Raw genomic sequence first — 18372 nt, 5'->3', positions numbered from 1 at the left:
ATAGAGATTGCTTCGTTCCTCGCAATAACGTACTGTATATTCTTAATTCTGCCCTACGCCGTGGCAGTTTTTGTATTTTTTACCGCTTCCACATGGACAAGGATCGTTACGACCGATCTTGTTTTCAACCCTAACCGGGGTAGCTTTCTGCTGCTCGCGGAAATCATCCATCGGTATGCCATTGCTTTCGCTAACCAGCTCGGCTTTGGTGGTTTTCATTTTACGCAGATCCAATTTTGGTTCTGGTCTGGCTTCTTTGATTTCATCTGGCTGCTGCTGAACCGGGATACCGCCCCTGAACAGGAAGCTCACGATCTCTTTATTCACATTGGCCAGCATGCCTCTAAACAGTTCAAAAGCCTCAAACTTATAAACCAGCAGCGGATCCTTTTGCTCATAAACCGCGTTCTGTACCGATTGTTTTAACTCGTCCATCTCGCGCAAATGCTCTTTCCAGGCATCATCTATCAGGTACAGGGTCACGTTCTTTTCAAACGATTTAAATACCTCCACCCCATGGTTCTCTATCGCTTTTTTCAAGGGTACAGAAACCTGTATACCGTGGATACCATCGCTAAATGGTACCACAATATTTTCCACATACTGCCCACGGGTATCAAACACATCTTTCAATACCGGGTAAGCCTGTTGTGCAACGGCTTCCTGTTTGCGTTTGTAAAAGTCCATTACCGTTTGGAAGGTCCTGTCGGTAAGGGCCGCTATATTTTTCGATGCGAATTCGTCAATACTCAGTTCAATATCAACCGAGAACAGGCGGATCACTTCCAGCGTAAAGCCTTCGTAATTGTTCGCTTCTTTGTATTCGGTCACAATATCTTCAACCACATCAAATATGGTATTGCTCAGGTCAACATCCAAACGTTCGCCAAACAGCGCGTTTTTACGTTTGGTATAGATCACCGTACGCTGTGAGTTCATCACATCATCATACTCCAGCAAACGTTTACGGATACCAAAGTTGTTTTCTTCTACCTTTTTCTGGGCACGCTCTATTGATTTGGAGATCATAGAGTGTTGGATCACTTCACCCTCTTCAATACCCATACGTACCATCAGGTTAGAGATACGCTCTGAACCGAATAAACGCATCAGGTTATCCTCCAGCGACACGAAGAACTGTGAAGAACCGGGGTCCCCCTGACGACCGGCACGACCACGCAGCTGTCTATCTACACGGCGTGACTCATGGCGTTCTGTACCTACAATGGCCAAGCCACCTGCATCTTTAACACCCGCACCCAGTTTAATATCCGTACCACGACCGGCCATGTTGGTAGCGATGGTCACGGTGCCTGTTTTACCGGCTTCGGCCACGATATCGGCCTCTTTCTGGTGCATTTTGGCGTTCAGTACGTTATGTTTGATACCGCGCAGCTTGAGCATACGGCTCAGTAATTCCGAAATTTCAACCGAGGTTGTACCTACCAGTACCGGGCGCCCGGCCTCTGTCAGTTTCACGATCTCATCGGCAACGGCGTTATATTTTTCACGAACGGTACGGTAAACCAGGTCCTGCCTGTCTGCACGACTGGCCGGGGTATTGGTTGGTATCTCTACCACGTCGAGCTTGTATATTTCCCAGAACTCACCTGCTTCTGTAACGGCAGTACCCGTCATACCGCAAAGTTTGTGGTACATACGGAAGTAGTTTTGCAAAGTAATGGTAGCGAAGGTTTGTGTGGCATCCTCTACCTTAACGTTTTCTTTTGCTTCGATAGCCTGGTGTAATCCATCAGAGTAACGGCGACCGTCTAATACACGACCGGTTTGCTCATCCACAATTTTCACCTTGCCTTCGTCCAAAATATATTCCGTATCTTTTTCAAACAGGGTATAAGCTTTTAATAGCTGATTTACGGAGTGGATACGTTCAGACTTGATGGAGAAATCACGCATCAGCTCGTCCTTACGGGCAATTTTTTCTTCGGCGCTCAGGCTTGATTTTTCGATCTCGGCAATCTCGGTACCTACGTCAGGCATCACGAAGAAGTGAGGATCCTCGCCCGATGAGGTGATCAGTTCGATACCCTTTTCGGCCAGTTCAACCTGGTTATTTTTTTCGTCGATCACGAAGTAAAGTTCCGCGTCAACCTTTGGCATATCCTTACCCTGATCCTGCATGTAGTGGTTTTCCACTTTCTGCAAAATTGTCCTGTTACCGCCTTCGCTCAAAAACTTAATTAAAGCCTTGCTCTTTGGCAAACCGCGGTAAGCGCGTAATAAAGCTAAACCGCCGCCATCAACTTCGGCATTACCATCGTTAATAGCTTTTTTGGCTTCGTTCAGCACGCCGTTAATGTAGGCTTTCTGCGCGTTAACCAAACGCTCAATGCGTGGTTTCAGCTCATAAAACTCATGCTCGTCACCACGAGGGATCGGACCAGATATAATTAAAGGTGTACGGGCATCGTCAATTAAAACGGAGTCAACCTCATCCACCATGGCATAATGTAACTTGCGTTGCACCAATTCTTCGGGGCTACGTGTCATATTGTCACGCAGGTAGTCAAAACCAAATTCGTTGTTGGTGCCAAAAGTAATATCGGCCAGGTAAGCATTGCGGCGTTCCTCAGAATTTGGCTCATGTTTATCAATACAATCAACAGATAAGCCGTGGAATTCATACAAAGGTCCCATCCACTCACTATCACGACGGGCCAGGTAATCATTCACCGTTACGATGTGTACACCTTGTCCGGCAAGCGCGTTTAAGTAGGCAGGCAGCGTAGCTACCAGCGTTTTCCCCTCACCTGTGGCCATTTCTGATATCTTGCCCTGGTGCAATACAATACCACCAATCAGCTGTACATCATAGTGTACCATATCCCAGGTAACCTCATTACCTGCAGCAAGCCAGGTATTGTGGTGTATTGCCTGATCGCCTTTGATCACCACGTTATTCTTGTGAGCGGCAAGCTCACGGTCGAATTGGGTAGCGGTAACTTCAATGGTTTTATTGCCGGCAAAGCGGCGGGCAGTTTCTTTTACAACCGCGAACGCTTCGGGCAGTATATTTAATAATATATCTTCCAGCTCTTTGTTGCGGTCTTTTTCCAGTTTATCCAACTGGGTGTAAAGCTCCACTTTTTCGCTTACATCCATATCCAGTTCGGTTTCGGTGCGGTCTTTAATAGCTTTTATTTCGCTATCAATGCCCGAAAGCCCCTGGGCTATGGTTTCTTTAAAATCTATGGTTTTAGCTCTAAGCTCATCATTGCTGATGTTTGAGAGTTTTGCAAATTCAGCCTTAATTTTTTCAACTATAGGCTGTATTGCTTTTACATCCCGTTCTGATTTGCTTCCAAAAAGCTTACTGATAAAATCTAACATATTATTTTGATATAATCGAACAAACTCAACAATTGCGCCAAGGCAACTAACTGAGTCATATTGACAGGTAAAGGTACAAAACCCCCTCTAAATCTCCCCCGATTGGGGAGACTTTTTAAAAAAACATGGATTATGGCTTAAAGCCCTCCCTCTCGTGGGGGGTTGGATGGGGTTACAACAACGCCAGCACGTCTTCCTTATCTTTGGCCAGCTGTACTTTAAGTTCATCTAACGAAGCAAACTTCACATCGCCGCGTACATAATGATGAAATTCCATGCGGATGGCCTGATTGTAGATCTCCTGATCAAAATCAAAAATATTCACCTCAATGTTACGGGTGAGGCCATTAACCGTTGGCCGGCTGCCTATATAGGCCATGCCTTTGTACTTATTACCCGCTACAACAACCGTTACGGCAAAGATACCATCACATGGGATAAGCTTATATTTTTCTTCAACCACGATGTTGGCCGTAGGATAACCCAATTGCCTGCCAATCTGGTCGCCGCGGATCACAGTACCGGTGATAAAGAAAGTATATCCCAGGAATGAGTTAGCCAGATCAACCTCTCCGTTTAATAACGCGTTGCGGATACGGGTGGAGCTGATGGCTACCTCGTTGATATCCTGCTCGGGTATTTCAACTACCTCAAAACCATAAACCGGACCAAGCCTTTGCAGATCTTCCAGACCGCCCTGACGGTCTTTACCGAAGCGATGATCATACCCGATCACTATTTTTTTGGTACCTATTTTATTCACCAGTACATCGCGGATATAGCTTTCGGCGGTCTGGTTCGAAAAATCTCTGGAAAACGGAGTGATGATCAGATGATCCACACCCAGGTCTTCCATTAGCTGTGCTTTTTCGTTAATGGTGGTGATCAGCTTGAGACTTTCATCCTCGGGCTGCAGTATCATGCGCGGATGCGGAAAGAAAGTTAAAATTACCGTTTCACCATCAATGCTATCGGCAATCTCCTTTATCCCTGATATAATTTTACGGTGACCGATGTGTACCCCATCAAAAGTACCGATGGTAACCACCGCGTTTTTTACCGCTGTAAATTCGTCGATATGATTGTAAACCTTCATGATATGCGTAAAAACACAAAGTTAATTTTTTGACCGTTACTACTATAAAAGTCAGTTATTTTGACTTTGGGATGTATTATTCAACAGGCGCCCCATCGCCGGTCTTTAGCTCCCTGATCATGGTTACCAGTTCCATTACTTCCCATGCATCAGCCACCTGAAAATTGCCGCTGCGTGTACGCCTCAATCTGGACAGATAGGCCCCATTGTTCAAAGCCGCGCCAAAATCATTTACCAGCGACCGGATATAAGTCCCTTTGCTGCAAACCACCCTGAAATCAACTTCAGGTAGCTCGATACGCGTCAGTTCAAATTCGGTGATAGTGACGTTGCGCAGGCGTAGTTCCACATCCTCGCCCCTGCGGGCTTTTTCGTACAGACGCTCGCCGTCAACCTTTATGGCCGAATGTGCCGGTGGGTATTGTTGTATATCGCCGGTAAACTGTTTGCAATTATTACGCAACTTTTCTTCGGTAAGTTGGCTGATGTCGAATTTATTATCGGGCTCGGTTTCCATATCGTATGATGCCGTGGTGGCGCCCAGCGTCATGGTTCCCGTATATTCTTTTTCTTCGGCCTGGAAGGTATCGATCTGTTTGGTCATTTTGCCGGTGCAGATGATGAGCAGGCCGGTAGCCAGCGGATCGAGCGTGCCCGCATGCCCTACTTTGAGCTTAAGCGGTTTAAATGCGTTGCGAATTTTGCCTACTACGTCAAAGCTTGTCCATTTGTAGGGTTTATTCACCAGCAATAACTGCCCTTCGGCAAATTCCTGTATATGTGTGTATATTTTCTTCAATGAGTGCAATTAAAGCGGCAAAGGTAGGGAAATAGTCTGAATCAGAATTTCCTGGATTTTAGAATGAACAGAATTACTATATACCGTCGATTCACCCGACTATTGCTACGCTTGGTCACCCTTTGTTTGCGGTGGAATGAAGGATTGAATTCATTATCACCCCCTCCTCACAGCAAACTCATAGTAAAGGTGCCTTGGTTGAGAAATTTGAGGAAAATTATAAGATTTCCAATGTATGCCCGCTCAATATTAAACCGATAATAACAGCACCAACTACTATACGATACCAGCCAAACAATCTGAAGCCTTTACGCTCCAGGAAAGTAATGAACGATTTAATAGCCAGCATAGCTACAATAAAGGCAATAATGTTGCCGATGACTAAAAACTTAAGCTGCTCGCCTGTAAAAAGCGGCGTATGGGTTTTATGAAAATCCCAAATTTCTTTCAAGGTTGCACCTAACATAGTGGGCACGGCTAAAAAGAAAGAAAATTCGGCAGCCGCGGTACGGGTTAATTTCTGACTCATACCACCCACAATAGTTGCAGCAGACCGTGACACTCCCGGAATAACAGCCAGGCATTGAAAAATACCGATCTTTAAAGCCGTAGGATAGTTGATCTGAGCCTCTTCTTTAACCGTTGTTTTATTAAACCACTTATCAACAAATAATAAGACAACACCACCAATTAACAGTGAAAAAGCCACAATAAGCGGACTCTCCAAAAATTGATCAATGTGTTTTTTAAACAATACCCCTACAATAACCGCCGGTATAACACCAACAACAAGTTTGAAATAAAATCCTATAGAACGGAAAAATCTTTTGAAATACAAAACAACTACCGACAGGATAGCCCCCAGCTGGATCACTACTTCAAATAGTTTTACAAAATCATCTTTACCAATGCCCATTAAAGATGATGCAATAACCATATGTCCGGTTGAGGACACAGGCAAAAATTCTGTCAGGCCTTCAATTATAGCCAGGACAATAACGTGGATGATGTTCATTAGGGGTAGATTGAGTTGGATTAGCTATTAATTGGTTGCTGGCTTTTTTAATATAGCGAAAAAGCCTAAAGCAAATCCAGCTAATACAACAATTGGTGCTATCACAATTTTGGTTGTGCTATAAATGTCAGTTGTGCCTGCCATCAATACAAAACCAAAGGCTACTACGGCAACGCTAATGATCAGCAACCGGTAATTACTTTTATCAAATATAAACTGTACTGGCTCGGTACTGGTTGCTTTTGTTGTAGGTTTAGCTGCGGTTGGTTTAACTTGTTGTGCCATATCTTTAATTAATGAATTGTTGAATTAGTTATTTAGTGAATTTTCGCGCCCAGGAGGTTTTGAATTTTGACTTATTAATTTTTGAATTACCTATATAGATCGTATATTTTTAAACGTAAAAATTTATTAACGGCCAAAAAGGTACTGAAACCCGATATAAAGATACCCAGGCCAATGACTCCCAAAAACACGATACCAAACTCGGTATAGTTTTGCAGGAAAACCAGGTCGGGAATATTCCTATAAGCCACATATAGCGTACCCACCAGTAAAATAATAGCGATCAATCCACCCAAAAGGCCATGCCATATGCCATATAGCAAAAATGGCTTGCGGATAAAGCTTTTGGTGGCGCCTACCAACTGCATGGATTTGATGAGGAAACGTTGGGAATAAATAGCCAACCTGATGGTATTGTTAATCAACGCAACTGACAATACCACAAATATGCCTGCAAATATTAAGATAATCAAACTGATAGAAGTTACATTCTGATTCATCTGGTCAACAAGTGATTGCTGATATTTAACCTCTTTGATCAATGGGTTTTTGAGCAATTCGGCCTTAAACTTCTCAATGTCTTTATTATTGGTATAATCGGCCTTCAGGTAAACATCTATGGACTGCGACAAAGGATTATAGCCTAAAAATTTAACAAAATCCTCGCCCAGGTCTTTTTGCAGGTTTCGCGCGGCCAGCTCCTTACTCACATACTGTGTTTGTTTTACCATAGCATTGCCTTCCAGTTGCTTTTGCAGCTGCAATACATCGGTTTCGTGCGCGGCATCGTCAACAAAAATATTCAGCACGATATTTTCTTTTACGTAGCGTGAAATATTATTGGCATATACCAAAAACAGGCCTAAAAGTCCTATCATTAACAATACCATGGCAATACCGAATACGGTTGATATGTATATCGTTTTTGTTTTTTTTGCTGACGCGCTTGCTTCAAATTCTTCCATTCTTGTGAGATGTTAGATATGAGATTTGAAATTTGAGACATTACCCGCATTTCTCTTTTTACATATCTGGATTTGTGCGAAATTAAGAAACCCGCTTTAAAGGTAAAAGTTTATTAGTTATAAATATAGTTTAATAGCTTTTAGGGCAGTCAGTTTTAACATTTATTAACTATTTGTCTGAACCCGAATTTGTCGAATTAAGGAGTTTTTTGAATTTGTTCGGCAATTCTGTCCATTTTTCTAATTCAATAAACGGCGCAACTCTCAACGGAGTTAATCCGGGTTCAGACAATCGTAAACAAAGCATTCTATCACTTGTTATCACTACATGACAAAGCCAGCAAATTCACCCAATAAGCCTTCGCCTGCCGACACGCCAACTAAAAGGCCGAATGACAATGGCGGTAAAAGCAAAGTGCGCAAGGAAGACAAACAATATCATGCCGATAAACCGCATGGCGGCGACATCGCCAAAAAACACGAGAAAGAAGAGCAACCTGTTGAACCGATAAAGACTGCGCCGACCTCTCCTAAATCCTCTCCAAAGGAGAGGACTTTTTAAAAATGTTTTTGTAGTCCTCTCCTTTGGAGAGGGTTGGGTGAGGTCTATCTCGCTATCCCAGCCGAATTAAACTGCAGATCATACAGCTTGCGGTAATGCCCGTTCTCAATTTTGAGGAGTTCCTGATGGGTGCCGCTCTCCATAATCTCGCCGTGATCAAGTACAATAATACGGTCGGCGTTTTGGATGGTGGAAAGACGGTGAGCTATTACAATAGCTGTACGTCCCTGCATCAGTTTATTGATGGCATTCTGGATCAGCATTTCGGTTTCAGTATCTACAGATGAGGTGGCCTCATCCAAAACCAAAATAGCAGGATTATACACCAGTGCTCTGATAAAGGAGATCAACTGCGATTGCCCTGCCGAAAGTGTAGAGCCTCTTTCCATTACGTTATAGTCGTAACCACCAGGCAAGCGTTCAATAAATTCATGCGCGCCAACATCTTTGGCCGCAGCTATGATTTGTTCACGTGTTATGGAATGATTATTCAGACTGATGTTATTGGCAATGGTATCGGTAAACAAAAACACATCTTGTATCACGGTTGCGATCTGCGATCGTAAAAACTCCACCTGGTAATCGTGAATATCGTGGCCGTCAACTTTTACGCTACCTGCCCCTATCTCGTAAAAGCGGTTCAGGATATTAATGGTTGATGATTTACCTGCGCCAGTGGCTCCTACCAGCGCCAACGTTTCACCTGGTTTAATGTGAAAGTTGATATCTTTTAAAACCCAGTTCTCGTCATTATAGGCAAACCATACTTTGCTAAATTCAATATCGCCCTGCAGCCTGCCGGTTTTAATCTCGCCGGTATCTACAGCAACTTCATCGGTATCAAGCACTTTAAATATCCTGTCGGCACCCACCATACCCATTTGCAAGGTGTTAAACTTATCAGCCAGTTGGCGTATTGGCCTGAACAACATGTTAAGCAATACGATAAAGCTGGTAATAACACCAGGGGTGATACCGCCCGGTCTTGCCGAAATAGCAGCCAGCTGACTATCAGACAACATTCTTTTACAACCATACCATACCAGCAGACCCATACAAATGGCAAACAGAATTTCGACCACCGGAAAAAATATAGAATAATACCAATTGGAGCGGATGTTGGCATCACGATATTTCAGGTTAACTTCCTTAAACTTCCGCATTTCCTGATCTTCGCGGGCAAACAATTGAATGATACCAATACCCGAGATATGTTCGGCCAGAAAAGTATTCAACCGGGCCACTTGAGTACGTACATCCTGGAAGGAGGATTTAATAGCCTCCTTAAAAACATAGGTTGATGCAAACAGGAACGGCATAGGGATCAGTGTAATGAGCGCCAGCTTCCAATCCTCATATAACATAAAGCCGATCACCGCGAACACCAGCAGCATATCCCCCATGATAGAGATCAGCCCTTCCGAAAAAATATCGGCAATGGTTTCCAGGTCTGATACCGTACGGGTAATAAGCATACCTATAGGCGTACGATCAAAATACTTCAGGCGCAAACTGGTAATGTGGTTAAAAATATCAATTCGAAGATCACGGATAACAGATTGCCCCAGGGCGTTGGTTAAATAAGTTTGATAATATTGGGCAATGGTTAATACGATGAGCTGTGTTATCATCAATATAACCATAAGAAGCAGCCCATCGTAATTATCATTCAGGATATCGTTATCCAGCGTGTGTTGTATCAGGATGGGTTGCAGCAACGCGCCGCCTGCCAGGAAAATGGTCAGAAACGCCGAAATTACAAACGTGCTGTTATACGGCTTTACATAATGCATTACCCGTTTTAACAGTTTCCAATCAAGCGCTTTTCCGGTTACTTCCGACATAGTATCAAGTAATTAGTATCAAGTATCAAGACCTTGGCTTAGCAAATATCGAATAAAAACAGATCAATTGTGTTTGCAGATTGCAACATCGTAATTATCAAGACAAAAAATCGTACTACTTGATATTAACTACCTGATACTAAAAATGGGTATTTCACCTCGGTTAAATATAAGCCGCACGCAGGCACGCTGGTACCAGCGTTTGACCGGTTTTTGCTCTCAATAATGGCACGTACAGTTTCGGGTTCTATTTCATGGCGCCCTACCATTATTAATGTACCAACGATGGCTCTTACCATATTACGCAAAAACCTGTCGGCTGAAATATGAAAAACAATACCCCGTTCTGTTTTCACCCACTCGGCCCGGGTTATTTTACAATTGTTGGTTTTTACCTGCGTATTTGATTTACTGAAACAACTAAAATCGGTATACTCCATAATAATACCTGCCGCCTGGTTCATCAACACCGTATCGGGCACATCGCGTACCAGCCACGAATAGCCATGCAAAAACGGATCCTTCTGAAAATGGATATGGTATTGATAGGAACGCTGTGTGGCATCGAATCTTGCATGCGCTTCGGCATGAACCGGGATGATGTTTTTTATAGCAATATCAGGCGGAAGAAGGGAATTGAGACCTCGCACTTTTAGTCCATAGTCGATAGTCGATAGTCCATGGTTCATAGATTCACTTTCGTTCGTTTTCAGACTATCGTCTATGGTCAATGGACTATGGACCTCCACATCAAAATGTGCAAAAAACTCCCGGGCGTGTACACCCGTATCTGTACGGCCGCAACCAGTAGTTTCAACCGGCTGCCGCAGAATAGTAGCCAGGGCCTTATTTAATAGTTCCTGTACGCTTATTGCGTTTTGCTGTATCTGCCAGCCATGATAATGAGTGCCATCATAAGCCAGTTCAATAAAATAACGTTGTTTATTGGTCACGAAGCAAAGTTAATGATTTCAAATTGGCAGATTTCGGACAGGCATATCAAAAATTCCCCCTTCAGGGGGTTAGGGGGCTAAAAACAATTATATTTGCCCATATAATTTATTAAATATCATGCTGCAACGTATTCAAAGCATTTATCTGTTATTTGCCAGCCTCGTGCTGTTCGCGCTTTTCTTTTTTCCGTTGGCCCATAACGTTTATGTTGCCGGCAAACCTGTAAGCATTATGGTTACCGGCATATTTCAGGATGTAAACGGAGCCCAGCAAAACACAGAATCTTTTACAGCACTTACCGCCGTAACCGCTATTGTAGCCCTTATTCCACTGGCAATTATCTTTTTATACAAAAACCGCAAACAGCAAATTACCATTTGCTACGTAGCCATAGCGGCATTAATAGGATACAGCTACTGGATGGCCCAAACCGTTAAAAATATTATAGGCAGTGGACAGCTTGATACCCATACCATGGGCATAGGCATCTTCCTTACCTCACTAAGTATTGTACTGCTTATACTGGCAGCCAAAAGTATACAACGCGACGATAAGCTGGTGCGATCAGCTGATAGATTGAGATAATTTTTTTGTTAGACTGTAGGATTTTAGGACTATAAGACTGAGGGACTTTGAAATTTTCATGACCAGAGGATTAAGGCCAAAAGTTTTTGATAAAACATAAAAGGAGCAAATATTAAGGACATAAAAATATTTATCCCTAATCTTTGCTCCTTTTTTTATTACCCTCTTGGTTCTTTATTCCACAAACCCCTACTCTTTGCTCTTCAAATCCAAAAGTCCTAAAATCCCAAAGTCCAACAGTCCCCTAAGAATAGTCGAAACTTCCTTTTTTGAACGGCAGTTTAAAGAAAGCTGTTATCACATTAGCTATATGTTTTAAGCGGTACCTCAAGTTCTTTTTAACTTTTGCCATACCATGGGCTTCCAGGTTCATGGGCGGAGTTTTGATGGTTCCGGTTTGTGATGATGTAGGCTGCGGCGTCGGGCGTTTCTCTACAACCACAATCGAATCGTAATAATGAACAGAATTTACCGAACGGGTGAATGAGCTAACCGGCAACGATTTTTCGACCGAATGATAAGCGTTCAGCTGATCAATAAAATTTTTAGAGTATTCGATAAAGCTGCCACGCCTTTTATGGCCACCTCCGTATTTTAGCCAGTATGAGGTATGAACATCCTCGCACAGGTATACACCATCGGGTTTAACATGATCAAAAAGCTCCTCGTATGATACAATTTGCTGCAGCATGGTATGCCCCCCATCGTCAATTAAAATATCGATCGGTGGAATTTCCTGCTTCACCTGCCTTAAAAAGTTACGATCTGTTTGTGAGCCTATCAGTACTTTAATATTTTCTTCCTCCACCGCTTTACAAGCCGGGTTAATATCCATTCCATAAATTTTCGCTTTATCGCCAAAATAGCTTTTCCACATTTGCAGGCTACCGCCATGCAGCGTACCTATTTCCAATATCACAATATCTTTACCACGGTATTTACTAAAATGACGCTCATAAACATCAAAATAATGAGCCCATTTATAAATTACCCGCTTATCATTTTTATTAAAATATAACTCCAGATCGTTCATTTCAGCTTAATTAACGGCTTTAAACCTACATAAAAAAAATCGACTGCCAAATTGAAATTCAATTTGAATAACACCCGGGCACCCGCTTATCGCTTAACTCTCAAATTATCAAAAAGTTACCATATTTTTAAAAATTCAACAAGCTATTGTTTTTAAAAAATATAAACTCTATCTTTGCGCCCGATTTGGCGATGTTGCCAAATTCGTTATTTTAATTCATGAACCCATTTATTCAACTGGGAATCCGTCATGATATTGTTAATGCCATCTCTGAGTTAGGGTTTGAAAACCCAACGCCAATCCAGGAACAGTCAATTCCGGTATTGTTAACAGGCAGCAACGATTTTGTCGGATTAGCCCAAACCGGGACCGGTAAGACTGCTGCCTTTGGCCTACCATTATTAGAGCTGTTGGATTTCGAAGAAAATCATCCACAGGCACTTGTTTTATGCCCAACACGTGAACTTTGTTTACAGATCACGAACGACATTAAAAATTACGCCAAGCAAATGAACAACGTACACGTTGTTGCTGTGTATGGTGGTGCAAGTATTTCTGATCAGTTACGCCAGATTAAACGCGGCGTACAGATCGTAGTGGCCACACCTGGCCGTATGCTTGATATCATCAATCGCAAGGCGATAGATTTTTCGCAGGTAAAATACGTAGTATTGGATGAAGCTGATGAAATGCTCAATATGGGCTTTCAGGAAGACATTGATAATATCTTATCTACCACGCCCGACGAGAAAAAAACCTGGCTGTTTTCAGCCACGATGCCTGCCGAAGTTAGGCGGATCGCCAAAAAATACATGGAGAATCCGTTCGAACTGACCATGGGCACCAAAAACACCGGTAATGCCAACATTGAGCACGAATACTATATAGTACGTGCCCGTGACAAGTATGCCGCGTTTAAACGTATTGTTGATTTTAACCCCGATATTTTTGGTATTGTTTTTTGCCGTACCAAGATAGAGACCCAGGATATTGCAGAAGCGCTGATCAAAGACGGTTACAATGCCGATTCTTTACACGGCGATTTATCGCAACAACAACGTGATAAAGTTATGAAACGTTACCGTGAGCGTAACCTGCAGCTATTAATAGCTACAGACGTTGCCGCCCGTGGTATCGACGTTAATGATGTTACCCACGTAATCAACTACTCGTTACCAGACGAGATTGAGAATTACACCCACCGTAGCGGTCGTACCGCCCGTGCCGGTAAAACTGGTGTATCTATCTCTATCGTTAACGGTAAAGAGCTTGGCAAAATTCGCCAGATTGAACGTGTTATTGGTAAAAAGTTTTCAAAAGCCGAGATCCCCACAGGTTTTGACGTTTGCGAAAAACAACTGTTCTCTATTGTACATAAAGTACATAACGTTACCGTTAACGACGAGCAGATTGAGCAATACCTGCCACGTATCATCGAGGAGTTTAAAGATGTAAGCAAAGAAGAGTTTATCAAACGTTTTGCTTCTATCGAGTTTAACCGCTTCCTGGATTATTACAAAAACGCTCCTGATTTGAACGCAAGTGTTGAAGAAGGCCGTCGTTTTGAAGACCGTGGCGAACGCACTTCAGGTGGCAAATCAGCTTACACCCGTTTATTTATAAACTTAGGTTCTGTTGATGAATTTAACCGCGGCGATTTGCTGGGTTACATTTGTAACACCACCAAAATAAGCGGCCGTACTGTTGGTAAAATTGATGTAAAAGGCGTTTACTCATTTTTCGAAGTTCCGCATGAGGATGTAGAAAAAGTAATGACTGCTTATAAAGAGATCGAATACAAAGGCCGTCCGGTAAGGATAGAAATATCTGGCGAAGGCACCAGTGATAATCGCAGCAGCGGCGGTGGATACCGTGGCGGTGGCGAACGTCGTGAAGGCGGATACCGTGGTGGTGAGCGTCGCGAAGGCGGTGGCGGTTACCGTGGTGGCGAACGCCGTGAAGGCGGTGGTTACCGTGGTGGCGAAAGAAACGGCTCTGGTGGTGGTTTCCGTGATTTCTCTGGAAAACCCCGCGAGGAACGTCCGGAACGTCGCAGAAGATTCTAATTTAAAGAGTCAGGAGATGAGATTCAGGAGTCAGGACCGAAAGCCAGAAACAATAGCAATTTTGTCCTGATTCTTGAATCTTACTTCTTGATTCTAAAAAGAAAATAGTTTTTCATGTAGCTTCTCTGGTAAAGAAGCATAGTTTTAGTTTAGTTTTGTTAACAAAGCCTTCAGCCGCATCAGCAGCATGAAGGCTTTTGTTTTTAATGAGGATTTTGAGCAGCCATCTGAATCAAGGCAAAACTATATTTTATTTTCTTGACTCTTGATTCTAATGTCTTGACTCTTTTAACGACTAAATTCTACCAGGTCAGAGTCTGGGTAAAACAGCGTCAGCTTATGATCGTCCAGATTTTTGATCAGGAATTTGGTAAACGGCCTGCTGCCCTGGTACGATGTAAAAATGGTATCATTCGTTACAAAGTAGTCTTCCGTAACAGGCTTGCCATCGTCCATCGTAAATCCTTTATCGGTTATTTCAAGCTTGGTTTCGCCATCTTTTGACTGCCATTTGCCCACCAGTTTTTTGTTAACCGGGTGTTCAGGCGCACTGTTGCAGGCAAAAACCAATAATATCAATCCAACTACGGGGATCAATAAAGCTTTATGTTTCATATTTAATTTTTATACCCGTGGCAATCCGTATTACCAGATTTTGTTATTTTTTCTCAACAGGTTTATCTTTCAATTTGCTTTTGCTAATATAGATGTGTTTACCCTTTTTATTGACATAGAAATATTTTGAATTCTTATCAATATAAATGGTTTGCCCCCTTGGCCCCACCTTATCAGCATACTTTTTATCAGCTACGGCCGCCGCGCCTTTGGATGCAATTTCGGCTGTTTTATGACCAACTGATGTAGCCACTTTACCAGTCTTGTCGCCCACTTTTTTAAAGAAGCTGGTATCCTTTTTGGTTTTAGTTTGTGAAAAGGCTGGGGATATCATAAATACACACGCAGCAAGGAGGGTAATTTTGAATAGATTTTTCATAAGGAACGGTAATTAAGTTTATTACTAATTTAATAAAATAATCAACTCAATTTTTCTGCCAAATTGTTCATTTCCAATACCGGAGAGCTTTTCCCATATAAAATGGCATAAACAGCATCACATATAGGCATATCCACATTGTATTGTTTATTCACCTCGTGTAGGCAATTTACTGCATAATATCCTTCGGCTATCATATTCATTTCCAGTTGGGCCGATTTTACTGTATACCCCTTACCTATCATATTGCCAAAAGTACGGTTGCGGCTAAACTGCGAATACGCGGTCACCAGCAGATCGCCCAGGTAGGCCGATTCTTTAATGTCCCGGTTAATCGGGTGCACCGCAGCAACAAAACGTTCCAGCTCGCGTATAGCGTTTGATATTAGTACTGCCTGAAAATTATCGCCATAGCCCACACCATGGCAAATACCACTGGCAATGGCATAAACATTTTTTAACACAGCGCCGTATTCCGTACCATATATATCATCAGATACGATGGTTTTGATATAACGGGTATTGATCATGCCTGCAAACTCAGCAGCCAGTTCGGCATCTCCTGATGCGATGGTAAGATAAGAGAGCTTTTCAAGCGCTACTTCCTCGGCATGGCAGGGACCGCTGATCACCATAAAATCATTAAACGAAACGCCCATCTTCTGGTTTAAGAAATCACCAATAATCAGATTTTCATCGGGCACGATTCCTTTTATGGCTGATACTATTTTTTTACCGGCCAGATCGGCAGGGGTTATACCCGTCAAGGCATCTTTTAAAAATGCGGCTGGTACATTCAGCAAAATAATATCCGCATGCTGTATGATCTGCTTAAGATTAACCGAGATATTTTGTTTGGGCAGTTTAATTTCAACCGAGCTTAAATAATGCGGGTTATGCCCAAATTTATGCAAATGTTCCACCGCCTGTACATTCCGCATCCACCAAAAAATCTCCTTTTCTGTAGTATTATCAGCCAGCATTTTAATATTGGCTGTAGCCCAACTCCCTCCGCCAACAACCGCGATCTTTTTCTTGTTTTTTTGCATTAAATAGTGTTGCCAGGTTTTAATTGACAAAGCAAATTAATGAAAAATTGAGGTAAAAGGAGAATGGATTTTTGTTCCTTGCTCATTAAATAGTTAAGTTTGTTTTATACCCTATACCTATGGATCCATCAGCCAGAGCAACATTTAACCGGCACTTTACGACAGAAAAATACGAGGGCTTTTTAACCCGCCTTAACGATGGTCTGCGCAATCCCGTATTATTTCGTGTAGCAGAAACACCGGTTTTCCTGGCTGATGACTTTCGCGATAAACTCATGGCTGCCGGCGAGGGCATCATGGATACCATTTTACAAGCCGGGTTTAAGGAACTTACAGAACGATCCATACCTGATAAGTGGCGCCTGCCCAATGAAAATGCCCATCCACATTTCATCGCACTTGATTTTGGTGTTTGTAAGGATGCCGATGGCCGGATAGTCCCTAAATTGATCGAACTGCAGGGCTTCCCTTCTTTGTATGGTTTCCAGGTTCATTTGGGCAATACCTATCGTGAAGTATTCAATATCGATACAAACAAAACCATCTATTTTAATGGCCTTAATGATCAATCCTACTTTGATCTGCTCAAAAAAACCATCCTTGGCCCCTATCAGCCCGACGAAGTGGTTTTGATGGATGTAAACGCGCCTGAACAAAAAACCTCGGTTGATTTTTATATCACCCAGCGCTACCTGGGCATTCCCGTTATTTCGCTGAGTGATCTGCTACAACAGGGCGACCAGCTTTTTTACGAAGCAAATGGTCAAAAAAAACGCATCCGTCGTATGTATAACCGGTTGATATTTGATGAGATAGACGGCGACGAAAATATTTTTGACAAGGTTGTTGATATACGCCAGCCGCTTGATGTTGAGTGGATAACTCATCCAAACTGGTTTTACCGTATTAGTAAATTTACCATGCCTTACCTGCATGGCGATTATATTCCCAAAACACGATTTTTACACCAGGTAACGCCAATACCTACCGACCTGGAGAATTATGTACTTAAACCCTTGTTCTCTTTCGCGGGTCAGGGGGTGATCATTGATGTAACCGCCGATGATATTAATAATATTACTGATCCCGAAAACTGGATATTACAACAAAAAGTAAATTATGAGCCGGTAGTACAAGCACCGGATGGCGGTGTTAAGGCCGAGATACGCTTACTTTATCTATGGCCCGATGGCGATGCTAAGCCTACGCTGGCCATTAACCTGGCCAGACTTAGCCGTGGCAAAATGATAGGCGTGCGTTATAATCAAAATTTTGACTGGGTAGGCGGAACAATTGCCTTTATGCAGCGTTAAACTTTATACTAATTAGAGCGTCTGTACGTATAATATTGTATATATTAAAAATGTAGTATTTTTGCGACATGAATATTCAAACCATTATAGTAATTATTCTTTTTGCTGGCGCAGTCTTTTACATCGGCCGTATGCTGTATAAAAGCCTGACCGCGAAAAAGGGGTGTGGTGGTAATTGTAAATGTGGAGTTGATTTTTCTGGTATCGAGCCAGAGAACGCGCATAAATAATCAACAATACCATTCATTAAATCTTCATTTGTAACCCGTACTTTTAAATTTAGAAGTAAACTCACTTAATGTCTTCAAACAAGCAAGTTTTTCAAGCCGATTCACCAGGTAGATGGAATAAATTCAAGTGGCTCAGCCGCATACTTCTTGCAATACTTGTAATTGGGATAATAGCCGTAATAGTTACTATCAAATCAACCTATTACCCCGATTTGCCCAACCTGAACCCAG

At 42.5% G+C, this 18372-nt stretch carries 17 protein-coding genes; 5 read left to right on the top strand and 12 right to left on the bottom strand.

What is annotated here, in order from left to right:
* Positions 1 to 42: 42 nt before the first annotated feature.
* The 6 genes from secA to ACTJKG_RS25100 all read right to left on the bottom strand — a co-directional run bounded on the left by secA (position 43) and on the right by ACTJKG_RS25100 (position 7511).
* Positions 43 to 3351 carry a preprotein translocase subunit SecA gene (secA, locus tag ACTJKG_RS25125; protein WP_440740715.1) on the bottom strand — a complete coding sequence of 1103 codons (3309 nt, stop codon included), beginning with the start codon at positions 3349 to 3351 and terminating at the stop codon, positions 43 to 45.
* A 172-nt stretch (positions 3352 to 3523) separates the two neighbouring features.
* Positions 3524 to 4447 carry a bifunctional riboflavin kinase/FAD synthetase gene (locus tag ACTJKG_RS25120; protein ID WP_172335718.1) on the bottom strand — a complete coding sequence of 308 codons (924 nt, stop codon included), beginning with the start codon at positions 4445 to 4447 and terminating at the stop codon, positions 3524 to 3526.
* Positions 4448 to 4523: 76 nt separating this feature from the next.
* Positions 4524 to 5246, bottom strand: a complete 723-nt coding sequence (gene truB / locus ACTJKG_RS25115; RefSeq protein WP_216650574.1) for a tRNA pseudouridine(55) synthase TruB — start codon at positions 5244 to 5246, stop codon at positions 4524 to 4526.
* A 217-nt stretch (positions 5247 to 5463) separates the two neighbouring features.
* A complete protein-coding gene (locus tag ACTJKG_RS25110) occupies positions 5464 to 6261 on the bottom strand; it encodes an undecaprenyl-diphosphate phosphatase (RefSeq protein WP_172335719.1) in 798 nt (265 codons plus the stop codon).
* Positions 6262 to 6288: 27 nt separating this feature from the next.
* Positions 6289 to 6546 carry a DUF3098 domain-containing protein gene (locus ACTJKG_RS25105; protein WP_172335720.1) on the bottom strand — a complete coding sequence of 86 codons (258 nt, stop codon included), beginning with the start codon at positions 6544 to 6546 and terminating at the stop codon, positions 6289 to 6291.
* Between the two features lie 86 nt (positions 6547 to 6632).
* Positions 6633 to 7511, bottom strand: a complete 879-nt coding sequence (locus tag ACTJKG_RS25100; protein WP_172335721.1) for a cell division protein FtsX — start codon at positions 7509 to 7511, stop codon at positions 6633 to 6635.
* A gap of 328 nt (positions 7512 to 7839) precedes the next feature.
* Between ACTJKG_RS25100 and ACTJKG_RS25095 the strand changes: the two genes are divergently transcribed.
* The gene (locus tag ACTJKG_RS25095) at positions 7840 to 8073 is read left to right on the top strand and encodes a hypothetical protein (protein WP_172335722.1); all 234 of its coding nucleotides are present in this window, start codon (positions 7840 to 7842) and stop codon (positions 8071 to 8073) included.
* 44 nt (positions 8074 to 8117) lie between these two features.
* Here the strand turns inward: ACTJKG_RS25095 and ACTJKG_RS25090 are convergent, their stop codons facing one another.
* A complete protein-coding gene (locus tag ACTJKG_RS25090) occupies positions 8118 to 9917 on the bottom strand; it encodes an ABC transporter ATP-binding protein (RefSeq protein WP_440740714.1) in 1800 nt (599 codons plus the stop codon).
* A gap of 125 nt (positions 9918 to 10042) precedes the next feature.
* Positions 10043 to 10870 carry a tRNA pseudouridine(38-40) synthase TruA gene (truA, locus tag ACTJKG_RS25085; RefSeq protein ID WP_172335724.1) on the bottom strand — a complete coding sequence of 276 codons (828 nt, stop codon included), beginning with the start codon at positions 10868 to 10870 and terminating at the stop codon, positions 10043 to 10045.
* 118 nt (positions 10871 to 10988) lie between these two features.
* Between truA and ACTJKG_RS25080 the strand changes: the two genes are divergently transcribed.
* Positions 10989 to 11456 (top strand): DUF4293 domain-containing protein, encoded by a 468-nt coding sequence (locus ACTJKG_RS25080; RefSeq protein ID WP_172335725.1) that lies wholly within the window; start codon positions 10989 to 10991, stop codon positions 11454 to 11456.
* 244 nt (positions 11457 to 11700) lie between these two features.
* Here ACTJKG_RS25080 and ACTJKG_RS25075 read toward each other — a convergent pair whose 3' ends face one another.
* Complete coding sequence (locus tag ACTJKG_RS25075; protein ID WP_172335726.1) at positions 11701 to 12489, bottom strand: class I SAM-dependent methyltransferase; 789 nt, start codon at positions 12487 to 12489, stop codon at positions 11701 to 11703.
* 218 nt (positions 12490 to 12707) lie between these two features.
* On the opposite strand from ACTJKG_RS25075, the gene ACTJKG_RS25070 reads away from it, so the two are divergent.
* Positions 12708 to 14555 carry a DEAD/DEAH box helicase gene (locus tag ACTJKG_RS25070; RefSeq protein WP_172335727.1) on the top strand — a complete coding sequence of 616 codons (1848 nt, stop codon included), beginning with the start codon at positions 12708 to 12710 and terminating at the stop codon, positions 14553 to 14555.
* A 288-nt stretch (positions 14556 to 14843) separates the two neighbouring features.
* Here the strand turns inward: ACTJKG_RS25070 and ACTJKG_RS25065 are convergent, their stop codons facing one another.
* From ACTJKG_RS25065 to ACTJKG_RS25055, 3 genes are read right to left on the bottom strand one after another with little or no spacing between them, the layout of a single operon-like run.
* Positions 14844 to 15170 (bottom strand): hypothetical protein, encoded by a 327-nt coding sequence (locus ACTJKG_RS25065; RefSeq protein ID WP_440740713.1) that lies wholly within the window; start codon positions 15168 to 15170, stop codon positions 14844 to 14846.
* Positions 15171 to 15213: 43 nt separating this feature from the next.
* Positions 15214 to 15549, bottom strand: coding sequence for a hypothetical protein (locus ACTJKG_RS25060; RefSeq protein WP_172335729.1), 336 nt, complete (start codon positions 15547 to 15549; stop codon positions 15214 to 15216).
* Positions 15550 to 15590: 41 nt separating this feature from the next.
* Complete coding sequence (locus ACTJKG_RS25055; RefSeq protein ID WP_440740712.1) at positions 15591 to 16598, bottom strand: NAD(P)H-dependent glycerol-3-phosphate dehydrogenase; 1008 nt, start codon at positions 16596 to 16598, stop codon at positions 15591 to 15593.
* Between the two features lie 119 nt (positions 16599 to 16717).
* Here ACTJKG_RS25055 and ACTJKG_RS25050 point away from each other — a divergent pair, with 119 nt between their 5' ends.
* Positions 16718 to 17911: a hypothetical protein gene (locus tag ACTJKG_RS25050; protein ID WP_440740711.1), complete on the top strand. Its 1194-nt coding sequence runs from the start codon at positions 16718 to 16720 to the stop codon at positions 17909 to 17911.
* Between the two features lie 68 nt (positions 17912 to 17979).
* The gene (locus ACTJKG_RS25045) at positions 17980 to 18141 is read left to right on the top strand and encodes a FeoB-associated Cys-rich membrane protein (protein ID WP_172335732.1); all 162 of its coding nucleotides are present in this window, start codon (positions 17980 to 17982) and stop codon (positions 18139 to 18141) included.
* Positions 18142 to 18372 lie beyond the last annotated feature (231 nt).

It is taken from the genome of Mucilaginibacter sp. 22184 (assembly GCF_052045695.1).
Lineage (GTDB): Bacteria > Bacteroidota > Bacteroidia > Sphingobacteriales > Sphingobacteriaceae > Mucilaginibacter.
The sequence above is the reverse complement of the archived record's forward strand: the minus strand, read 5'-3'. Positions and strand labels throughout refer to the sequence as shown.

What these genes read in the sequence shown, in the direction of transcription:
- secA (WP_440740715.1), bottom strand. Translation starts at nt 3,351, where the DNA reads ATGTTAGATTTTATCAGTAAGCTTTTTGGAAGCAAATCAGAACGGGAT.
- ACTJKG_RS25120 (WP_172335718.1), bottom strand. Translation starts at nt 4,447, where the DNA reads ATGAAGGTTTACAATCATATCGACGAATTTACAGCGGTAAAAAACGCG.
- ACTJKG_RS25110 (WP_172335719.1), bottom strand. Translation starts at nt 6,261, where the DNA reads ATGAACATCATCCACGTTATTGTCCTGGCTATAATTGAAGGCCTGACA.
- ACTJKG_RS25105 (WP_172335720.1), bottom strand. Translation starts at nt 6,546, where the DNA reads ATGGCACAACAAGTTAAACCAACCGCAGCTAAACCTACAACAAAAGCA.
- ACTJKG_RS25100 (WP_172335721.1), bottom strand. Translation starts at nt 7,511, where the DNA reads ATGGAAGAATTTGAAGCAAGCGCGTCAGCAAAAAAAACAAAAACGATA.
- ACTJKG_RS25095 (WP_172335722.1), top strand. Translation starts at nt 7,840, where the DNA reads ATGACAAAGCCAGCAAATTCACCCAATAAGCCTTCGCCTGCCGACACG.
- ACTJKG_RS25090 (WP_440740714.1), bottom strand. Translation starts at nt 9,917, where the DNA reads ATGTCGGAAGTAACCGGAAAAGCGCTTGATTGGAAACTGTTAAAACGG.
- ACTJKG_RS25080 (WP_172335725.1), top strand. Translation starts at nt 10,989, where the DNA reads ATGCTGCAACGTATTCAAAGCATTTATCTGTTATTTGCCAGCCTCGTG.
- ACTJKG_RS25075 (WP_172335726.1), bottom strand. Translation starts at nt 12,489, where the DNA reads ATGAACGATCTGGAGTTATATTTTAATAAAAATGATAAGCGGGTAATT.
- ACTJKG_RS25070 (WP_172335727.1), top strand. Translation starts at nt 12,708, where the DNA reads ATGAACCCATTTATTCAACTGGGAATCCGTCATGATATTGTTAATGCC.
- ACTJKG_RS25065 (WP_440740713.1), bottom strand. Translation starts at nt 15,170, where the DNA reads ATGAAACATAAAGCTTTATTGATCCCCGTAGTTGGATTGATATTATTG.
- ACTJKG_RS25060 (WP_172335729.1), bottom strand. Translation starts at nt 15,549, where the DNA reads ATGAAAAATCTATTCAAAATTACCCTCCTTGCTGCGTGTGTATTTATG.
- ACTJKG_RS25055 (WP_440740712.1), bottom strand. Translation starts at nt 16,598, where the DNA reads ATGCAAAAAAACAAGAAAAAGATCGCGGTTGTTGGCGGAGGGAGTTGG.
- ACTJKG_RS25050 (WP_440740711.1), top strand. Translation starts at nt 16,718, where the DNA reads ATGGATCCATCAGCCAGAGCAACATTTAACCGGCACTTTACGACAGAA.
- ACTJKG_RS25045 (WP_172335732.1), top strand. Translation starts at nt 17,980, where the DNA reads ATGAATATTCAAACCATTATAGTAATTATTCTTTTTGCTGGCGCAGTC.